The sequence below is a fragment of the Dactylosporangium sp. NPDC051087 genome, assembly GCF_055586325.1.
On record NZ_JBVJIJ010000017.1, the window covers coordinates 68,336 to 77,014 of the forward strand.

The following is an 8,679-nucleotide window of genomic DNA, read 5'->3' on the forward strand; positions in this document are numbered from 1 at the left end:
GCCGGTGGCCCGGGTGCCGCCCGGGGTCAGGGTGCCGTTGACCCAGGTGCCGGTCGAGGCGACCGGGGCGTCGAAGGTCGCGGAGAAGTACAGCCGGTAGTAGGTCTTGCGGTTGTTGGTGCCGCCGTTGGCCCGCCGCCCGCAGAACGCGCCGGTCAGCACCGAACCGGTCACCTTGCGGTTCGCCGCGTCGATGGTGATCTCGGCGTCCTCGCTGCCGTTGAGCGAGTTCGAGGTGCGGAACAGCAGGTTCGCGGGGCGGCCGGCAGGGAACGTGAACTGCCCGACGCCCGCGCGGGCCGTGACGGCGAGGTCGGCGCGGACGCCGTCGGCGAGTCTCACGGTGTACCGGCCGGGCTTGGCGCTCTCGTCGGCGTGGCTGAAGTTGGTGGCGTACCTGGCGTCGGCGCTGTCGGCGCTCGGCGATGAGTCCACAGTGGACGCGAACGGCATGATGGGCACGTCGCCGGCGGCGCCCGGGTTGCAGCCGGCGCCGTTGAGGTGGGTGAGACTCAGCCCGCGGATGCGGGTGACGTCGTACTGGTAGCCGTTGGCGGCGCCGGTGCTGGTCTGGTCGCCGCGGGTGCTGGTCGGGCTCCACGACAGCATCCCGTACGGGCGCACCGCCCCGGGCCAGGTGTTGCCGTCGTGCGCCGTGCCGATGAACGGGTCGACATAGGCGGCCGGGTCGGTGACCGTGTCGGCCGCGGCCGGCAGGGCGGGCGCGACCACCAGCCCAGCCGCCGCGATGACGACCGCGCACAGCGCCTGCTTACGTTGCTTCAAGGCATCGCCCATTCGTTCAGAGTTGTCGCAAATCGGCGTTGTAGTCGTACAGGGACCGGTAGAGCGGCCGGGTGGACGTCGACGGGGCGCGGTCGGAACTGGAGGTGAACAGTGGGTGGTGCCAGTAGGCGACGGTGCAGGGCTTGGTGCCGGTCCTAGGCTCGCGGGGCGCCGCTCATCGCCGGCTCGTCCGCCGGGGGCGCGGCCGGGGGCAGGGTCAGCTCCTTCAGGCCGATCCGCTGGTGCAGGCGGCGCAGCGGGGCGGGCGCCCACCAGTTCCACCGGCCGAGCAGCGTCATCGTGGCCGGGACGAGCAGGCACCGCACGACGGTGGCGTCGATGAGGACGGCCACGGTCAGGCCGAGCCCGATCTGCTCGATGCTGCCCATCTGCGCGGCGGCGAAGCAGCCGAAGACGATGACCATGAGCAGCGCGGCCGAGGTGATGACCCGGCCGGTGTGCTGCAGCCCGCGCCGGACGGCGGTGTCCGTGTCGTCGCCGCCGTCGACGTACTCCTTGATCCGGCCGAGCAGGAACACCTCGTAGTCCATGGACAGCGCGAACGCGAACCCGAAGAGGATGACCACGACGAACGGGTCCAGCCCGCCGACGGTGAGCGTGCCGAGCACCCCGGACAGCCAGCCGTGCTCGAACACGGCGACCATCACGCCGAGCGTGGCGCCGAGCGAGACGACGTTGGCCAGGATCGCCTTCACCGGCACCACCAGCGAACCCGTCATCGCGAACAGCAGCACGAGCATCGCGGTCAGCGTGATGCCGAGCGCGAGGGGCAGGTCGTCGATGATCAGGTCGATGAGGTCGACCAGTACCGCGGCGTCACCGGTCACCCAGGACTGCACCCCGGCCGGCCGGTCCGCCCGGATCCGGCCGACGAGGTCCTGGGCGGCGTCGTCCTGCGCCCCGCCGCGGAGGCTCAGCTCCACGGCGGCGAGACCGGACCCGACGGGTTTCGCCGGCTGCACCTTGCCGACCGCCGGGTCGTCCGCCCAGCGGGCCGCGTACGCGTCGAGGGTCGCCGCGTCGGTCCGCGCGATGAGCGTCACCGCCGGCGCGAACGACCGGCCGAAGCGGGTCTTCAGCTCGTCGGCGACCCGGACCGACTCGATGCCGCGCGGGATGCCGTCCTGCCCGGGCAGCTTCACCGTCGCTGACAGCAGCGGCAGCCCGGCGGCGAGCAGCAGCGCCGCGGTGGCCACGGCGACGAGCGCGGCGCGGCGCTGTACCAGCGCGGCGAGGGCGGCGAAGAAGCCCTTTCCGGCCTCGTCCTCGGCGGCGGACCTGCGGGCCGGTTTGAGCCGGCGGCGGGCCAGCCCGATGAGCGCGGCGGTGAACGTCAGCGACACCAGCATCGCGACGAGGGCGATCGACACCCCGGCGGCGCCGAGCGCGGTCAGCTGCCGCACCGAGAACGCCAGCAGACCGGCGAGCGCCGCGGCGACGGTGAGGGCGCTGAACAGGATCGTGCGCCCGGCGGTCGCCCACGCCCGGCCGATGGCGACCTCGGGGGCGAACCCGGCGGCGAGCTCCTCGCGGTAGCGGGCGACGAGCAGCAGCCCGTAGTCGACGGACAGTCCCAGCCCGAGCAGCGACGCGACGGTCAGCGCGTTGGAGTCGACGTCGGTGAACGTGGTGAACGCGTACAGGACCGGGAAGACGGACGCGACGGACACGACCGCGGCGAGGACCGGCACGCCGGCCGCGATGAGGCCGCCGAACACGATGACGAGCACGACGAGGGTCAGCGGCAGCGACAGCAGCTCGGCCCGGTTCCGGTCCTCGGCCAGGGTCCGCCCGGCGTCGCGGCTGACCGTGGCGGAGCCACCGACGCGGACGCCGGCACCCGCCGGCAGCTCGCCCTCGAGGCGGTCGAGCTCGGCCTCGACCCGGTCGACCGCGTCGTTGCGGGTCGGCTTGTCGACCTTCTCCAGGGTCGCCACGACGAGCAGCGCGCGGCCGTCGGCGGACACTGCGGTCGCCTCGACCCGCCGGACGTGTTCGACGCCGCGCAGCCGGGCGGTGGCCGCGTCGACGGCGGCCCGGACGTCCGCGGCCGCCGGGTCGACGCCGTCCACCAGGCCGACGACCTGCCCGGCGGAGTCCTCGGCGGTGCTGATCAGGTCGTACGCCTCGATCGACTCGACCTTCTTGCGGACCGAGTTGCCTTCGGAGATGGCGTCGAGCAGGGGCCCGGCGGCCAGGACGCCACCGATGACCGCGACCAGCCACACGCCGAGCACCCACCAGCGGCGCCGGAAACACCAGCCGCCGACCCGCGCCATGAACCCGTCAGCCATCGCGTCCCGCCCTCCCCGTTCCAGTGGGGACCAACCTGCCAGACGCGGCCTCAGGTCGCTGCCCCGGGGCGGCTCAGTCGCCGGCGGGGTCTCCTCGGCGCGCACGACCGTGAAGTGCCCGGCAGGCGAACCTTCGGGGTCAGTCGTCCAGAGCCACCAGGCCGCTGCGGTACGCGAGGATGACCGCCTGCACCCGGTCACGCAGGTCGAGCTTGGTGAAGATCCGCGACACGTAGGTCTTCACGGTCTCGGTGCTGATCACGAGCGCCGCGGCGATCTCGGCGTTGGAGCGGCCCCGCGCGATGAGCCGCAGGACCTCCAGCTCGCGCGGGGCGAGCGTGCCGACCCGCTCGTCCCGCGGCGGACCCGGACGGACCCGTTCGGCGTAGCGGCCGATGAGCTGCCGGGTCACCTGCGGCGCGAGCAGCGTGTCACCGGCCGCGACCGCCCGCACGCCGTCGACGAGCTGGGCGGGGTGCGTGTCCTTGAGCAGGAAGCCGCTCGCGCCGGCCTTGAGCGCCTCGTACACGTACTCGTCGAGGTTGAACGTCGTCACGACCAGCACCTTGACCGGGTCCGGCACACCGGGACCGGCGAGCTGCCGGGTCGCCTCGATGCCGTCGAGCACCGGCATCCGCACGTCCATGACCACGACGTCGGGCCGCTCGCGGCGGGCGAGCCGGACCGCTTCGGCGCCGTCGGCGGCCTGCCCGACCACGCTCAGCCCGGGTTGCGCCGCGAAGATGGTGGCGTACCCGGTGCGCACCAGCGCCTGGTCGTCGCAGATCGCGACCCGGATCGTGCCGTTCAACCGCCGCCTCCCAGTGGAATCGTGCCATGCACGACGAACCGGCCGGCGTCGGCACCGGCGGTCAGCTCGCCGCCGAACACGGCGAGCCGTTCGTGGAGGCCGGCGAGCCCTCGCCCACCGTCCACCGTGGATGGTGCGGGGACGGCGCCCTCGGTCGTCACGCGGACCTCGATGGTGTCGCCGGTGTGCCGGACGTCGACGAGGGTGGGCCGGCCCGGGGCGTGTTTGAGTGCGTTCGTGAGCGCCTCCTGGACCAGCCGGTACGCGGCCAGCTCCGGCCCTCCGCGCACCGGGCGCGGGGTGCCCGACTCGAACAGCTCGACCGGCTGCCCGGCGGCCCGGGTCCGCTCCACCAGGTCCTGGATCTCGCCCGGCACCGGCCGGTGCGTCGCGGCGGGCCGGCGGCCGGCCGGGTCGAGGACGCCGAGCAGATGCCGCAGCTCGCTGAGCGCGTGCCGCCCGGTGTCGCTGACCGCGTCGAGGCCGGCGGCGACGTCCCGCGCGGCGGGGTCGAGCAGGAACTTCGCCGCGTCCGCCTGCACGACCATCGCGGTGACGTGGTGGGTCACGACGTCGTGCAGCTCGCGGGCGATCCGGGCGCGCTCCTCGGCGAGCGCCTCCGCCGCCGCCCGCCCCCGCCGCTCGGCCTCGAGCTGCCGCTGCCGGCGCATCCACGCGCCGCCGGCCCAGCACGCGCACAGCGTGACGTAGAACGTGGTGAAGCCGAACCAGCCCTCCGCCGAACCGGCGGCGTCCAGCCCGACGGCCAGCGCGGCATACCCGGCCGTCGCCACGACCGCCAGCCGGCGCCGCGCCCGGGCCGCGTCGACCCGTCCGCCCGCGTACGCTCCGGCGCTGTAGAGGGCGATGAGCAGCGCCTGACCGGCGAACGTGGAGTATCCGCGCAGCTGCTGCACCGCGAAGCCGGCCTCGACGACCAGCAGGCACAGGGCGGGCAGCCGGCGCCGCACCGCGAGCGGCACGCACTGCGCGACCACGGCGGCGACGGCGAGCGCGTCGGACGGGCGGACCGGCAGCTCGCCGACCCCGGTGCTGTACCTCGTCAGCGGCGGCAGCAGCGCGACCAGGAGCAGCGCACCGGCCAGCACCCCGTCCCGGGCGACGACCGGCAGCGCCCGCCACCGGGCAAGCCCGGGTGCCATCCGGGCGGCCGTCAAGGGCATGCCGGACAGCCTAGCCATCGACGGCCGGCCGGAGCTGGGCCGGCTCGTCCCGGCGCCGGGCGTCCCGGCGCTTCGCGAGCAGCAGCAGGACGGCGGTCGCGGCCGCGCCGGCCACGACCGACACGATGCTCGCCTCGGGCCCGAACGCGCCGCCGCTCACCACGTCGGCGCCTTGCGCGACGCCGCGCAGCAGCCCGGCCGGACCGCCCTCGGTGCCGGAGACCGTCGCGCCGAACAGGCCGGCCTCGGCGAAGTTCCACCCGAAGTGCAGCCCGATCGGCAGCCACAGCGAGCGCGTGACCAGGTATGCGCTGCCGAGCATCAGGCCCGCCTCGACGGCGATCGCGGTCGCGCCCCACAGTGTGGCACCGGGGTTGACCAGGTGCAGGCCGCCGAAGACGGCCGCGGACACGGCGAGCGCGACCGGCGCGCCGAACCGCTCCAGCAGCAGGCGGAACAGCACACCCCGGAACAGCACCTCCTCGGCGACGGCGGCGACCGCCATCACGCCGGCCAGCGTCACCGCGCCGCCGGCCGATCCCCAACCGCCGACCCGGTAGCCGCCGAGCGCGGCGATGACCGCGATGACGGCCGTGAACAGCACCGCCCCGGCCGCGGCGCCGGCCCCGGTCTCGGGCACGGCCCGCGCCCGGGCCAGCTCGGTGACCGGCCGCCGCCGCTCGAGGAGGCGGACCGCCAGGGCGTAGGCCGCCAACGTGAGGGCCGCGCAGCCGAGGCCGACCAGCAGCGCACCGACCGGCGAGCCGTCCGCGGCGCCGACCGCGACCTGTCCGAGCACGAGAACACCCAGGAACACCACGAGCAGGACCGGCAACCTGACCCAGACCGACATCTTCGACTCCTCCGTGACCCAGCGAACGAACGTCGCTGCGTACACGGGCAATGCTAGGGAAATCGACGGTCGCCGACGTCACCGTGCGGTGGACACCGCGTGTGGCTCGCCCGGGGGACAGGCTCGTGAAGCTTTCATCCCGGGCAGGCGTGCTGAGCAGCGCGTTCATGCCGCCGCGGCGGCGGGGACCGGCGGGGCGGGGCGGCCGCGGCCTAGCGTCGGAGCCCCCTGCCGCCGAGGAGGCACACCCGGATGCGCCGCTCCGCCATCACCGTCGCCGTGACCTGTGCGCTGGTCGCCGCGGGCATGACCGCTGCCAGGGCGGCGACGGCCGCCGCGCCGTACGAGGACCCGGCGCTGCCGGTCGCCACCCGGCTCGCGGACCTGCTGTCGAGGATGACGCTCGACGAGAAGATCGGGCAGATGACGCAGGCCGAGCGGGCGTCGATCACGCCGGCCGAGGTCACCCAGTACAAGATCGGCTCGATCCTGTCCGGGGGCGGTTCGGCGCCGTCGCCGAACACGGCCACCGGCTGGGCGGACATGGTCGACCGGTTCCAGGCCGGGGCCCTCGCGACGCCGCTGCGGATCCCGCTGGTCTACGGGTCCGACGCCGTGCACGGGCACAACAACCTCGCCGGCGCGACGATCTTCCCGCACAACATCGGCCTGGGCGCGACCCGCGACCCGGCGCTGGTGCGGCAGGTCGGCGCGGCCACCGCCGAGGAGGTGCAGGGCAGCGGCGTGGACTGGACGTTCTCGCCCTGCCTGTGCGTGGCCCGCAACGACCGGTGGGGCCGCACCTACGAGTCGTTCGGGGAGAAGCCCGAGCTGCCGGTACAGCTGGCGACCGTCATCGACGGCTACCAGGGCAAGGGCGTGCTGGCCACGGCCAAGCACTACGTCGGTGACGGCGGCACGACCGGCGGTGTCGACCAGGGCGACACCCAGCTGTCCGAGGCGGAGCTGCGGGCGGTGCACCTGCCGCCGTTCGCCGAGGCCGTGCGGCGCGACGTCGCGTCGGTGATGGTGTCGTACTCCTCCTGGAACGGCCAGAAGCTGCACGGCAACGACTACCTGCTCAACACGGTCCTCAAGGGCGAGCTGGGCTTCAAGGGTTTCGTCGTGTCCGACTGGAACGGCATCGACCAGATCGAGGGCGGCGCGGGGTTCACCGCTTCGGAGGTCCGCCGCGCGGTCAACGCCGGCATCGACATGGTCATGGTGCCCACCGAGTGGAAGACGTTCGTCGCCACGCTGCGCGCCGAGGTGCAGGCCGGCCGGGTGACGATGGCCCGCATCGACGACGCCAACCGGCGGATCCTGACCAGGAAGTTCGAGTACGGACTGTTGGAGAAGCCGCTGGCCGACCGCTCGTACACGGCGACGGTCGGCAGCGCCGCGCACCGTGCCGTGGCCCGCCAGGCGGTGCGCGAGTCACAGGTGCTGCTCAAGAACACCGGCGACGTGCTGCCGCTGGCGAAGAGCGGCGGGCGGTACTTCGTGGCCGGCAAGAGCGCCGACAACATCGGCAACCAGAGCGGCGGCTGGACGATCAGCTGGCAGGGCGCGAGCGGCCAGACCACCGCCGGCACCACGATCCTGCAGGGCATCCGCGCCGCCGCGCCCGGCTCGACCGTGCAGTACAACGCGACCGGCGCCGGCATCGACGGCTCCTACACGGCCGCGATCGCGGTCGTCGGCGAGACCCCGTACGCGGAGGGCCAGGGCGACCGGCCCGGCTCCCTCGGCCTGGACGCGACCGACCTGCAGACTCTCAGCACGCTCAAGGCCTCGGGCGTGCCGGTCGTGGTCGTCCTCGTCTCCGGCCGCCCGCTCGACATCGCCGCGCAGCTGCCGGACTGGCGCGCGCTGCTCGCCGCGTGGCTGCCCGGCACCGAGGGCGCGGGCGTCGCCGACGTGCTCTTCGGCGACCACAACCCCAGCGGCAAGCTGCCGGTGACCTGGATGCAGTCCGCGTCCCAGCAGCCCGTCAACGACGGCGACGGCAAGACCCCGCTGTTCCCGTTCGGGTTCGGCTTGACCTACGCCGGCACCGCCGGGTCGCCCGGCACGCCGGTCGCGTCGGCGGTCACCTCGACGTCGGCGACCCTGACCTGGACGGCGCCGGCGACCGGCAGCACGCCGACCGGCTACCGCGTCTACCGCGACAGCACCCTGCTGGCCACCGTCACCGGCCTGTCCTACCAGCTCACCGGCCTCACCCCGGGCACGACGACCCGCTACACGGTCGTCGCCGTCGATGCCGCCGGCCGGACCGGGCCCGCCTCGGCCGCCGCGACGGTCACCACGCCCGGCGGCACCGACCCGGGCGCGGCGTGCGCGGTGACGTACTCGGTGAACGACTGGGGCGGCGGCGGGTTCGGCGGCGCGGTGACGATCCGCAACTCCGGCGGCACCGCGCTGTCCGGCTGGACCCTGGGCTTCACGTTCCCCGGCAGTCAGCGCGTCACCCAGGGCTGGTCGGCCGTCTGGTCGCAGAGCGGCGCGGCGGTCACCGCCCGCAACGAGTCCTACAACGGCGCGGTCCCGGCCGGCGGGTCCGTGTCGATCGGCTTCAACGGCTCGTACACCGGCGCGAACCCCCGCCCGACAGCCTTCACGGTGAACGGCTCGGCCTGCACGGCCGGCTGAGCGCGGCGGGGGGGGGGGGGGGGGGGGGGGAGGAGGGAGGGGGGGGGGGGGGGGGGGGGGGGGGGGGGGGAGATG

Annotated in this window: 5 protein-coding genes and 1 pseudogene; 1 reads left to right on the top strand and 5 read right to left on the bottom strand. The window is 74.5% G+C overall.

Annotated elements, in window-relative coordinates; all coding sequences use genetic code 11:
* Positions 1-6 precede the first annotated feature (6 nt).
* From ACZ6TV_RS30415 to ACZ6TV_RS30435, 5 genes and pseudogenes are all read right to left on the bottom strand, one after another.
* Positions 7-798 (bottom strand): annotated as a pseudogene (locus ACZ6TV_RS30415) (GH92 family glycosyl hydrolase); the annotation flags it as partial.
* Between the two features lie 143 nt (positions 799-941).
* The gene (locus ACZ6TV_RS30420) at positions 942-3,101 is read right to left on the bottom strand and encodes an MMPL family transporter (protein ID WP_465300719.1); all 2,160 of its coding nucleotides are present in this window, start codon (positions 3,099-3,101) and stop codon (positions 942-944) included.
* 139 nt (positions 3,102-3,240) lie between these two features.
* A complete protein-coding gene (locus ACZ6TV_RS30425) occupies positions 3,241-3,912 on the bottom strand; it encodes a response regulator (RefSeq protein WP_465300720.1) in 672 nt (223 codons plus the stop codon).
* Entirely contained in the window at positions 3,909-5,096 is a 1,188-nt protein-coding gene (locus ACZ6TV_RS30430; protein WP_465300721.1) for a sensor histidine kinase, read from the bottom strand. The genes ACZ6TV_RS30425 and ACZ6TV_RS30430 overlap by 4 nt, the downstream gene beginning before the upstream one ends.
* 10 nt (positions 5,097-5,106) lie before the next feature.
* On the bottom strand, positions 5,107-5,949 hold the full coding sequence (locus ACZ6TV_RS30435; RefSeq protein WP_465300722.1) for a lysostaphin resistance A-like protein: 843 nt from the start codon (positions 5,947-5,949) through the stop codon (positions 5,107-5,109).
* 252 nt (positions 5,950-6,201) lie between these two features.
* Here ACZ6TV_RS30435 and ACZ6TV_RS30440 point away from each other — a divergent pair, with 252 nt between their 5' ends.
* A complete protein-coding gene (locus tag ACZ6TV_RS30440) occupies positions 6,202-8,604 on the top strand; it encodes a glycoside hydrolase family 3 N-terminal domain-containing protein (protein WP_465300723.1) in 2,403 nt (800 codons plus the stop codon).
* The last annotated feature ends 75 nt before the right edge of the window (positions 8,605-8,679 follow it).

Excerpts from the sequence above, each read along its gene's own strand:
- ACZ6TV_RS30420 (WP_465300719.1), bottom strand. The coding sequence starts at position 3,101 with ATGGCTGACGGGTTCATGGCGCGGGTCGGCGGCTGGTGTTTCCGGCGC.
- ACZ6TV_RS30430 (WP_465300721.1), bottom strand. The coding sequence starts at position 5,096 with ATGCCCTTGACGGCCGCCCGGATGGCACCCGGGCTTGCCCGGTGGCGG.
- ACZ6TV_RS30435 (WP_465300722.1), bottom strand. The coding sequence starts at position 5,949 with ATGTCGGTCTGGGTCAGGTTGCCGGTCCTGCTCGTGGTGTTCCTGGGT.
- ACZ6TV_RS30440 (WP_465300723.1), top strand. The coding sequence starts at position 6,202 with ATGCGCCGCTCCGCCATCACCGTCGCCGTGACCTGTGCGCTGGTCGCC.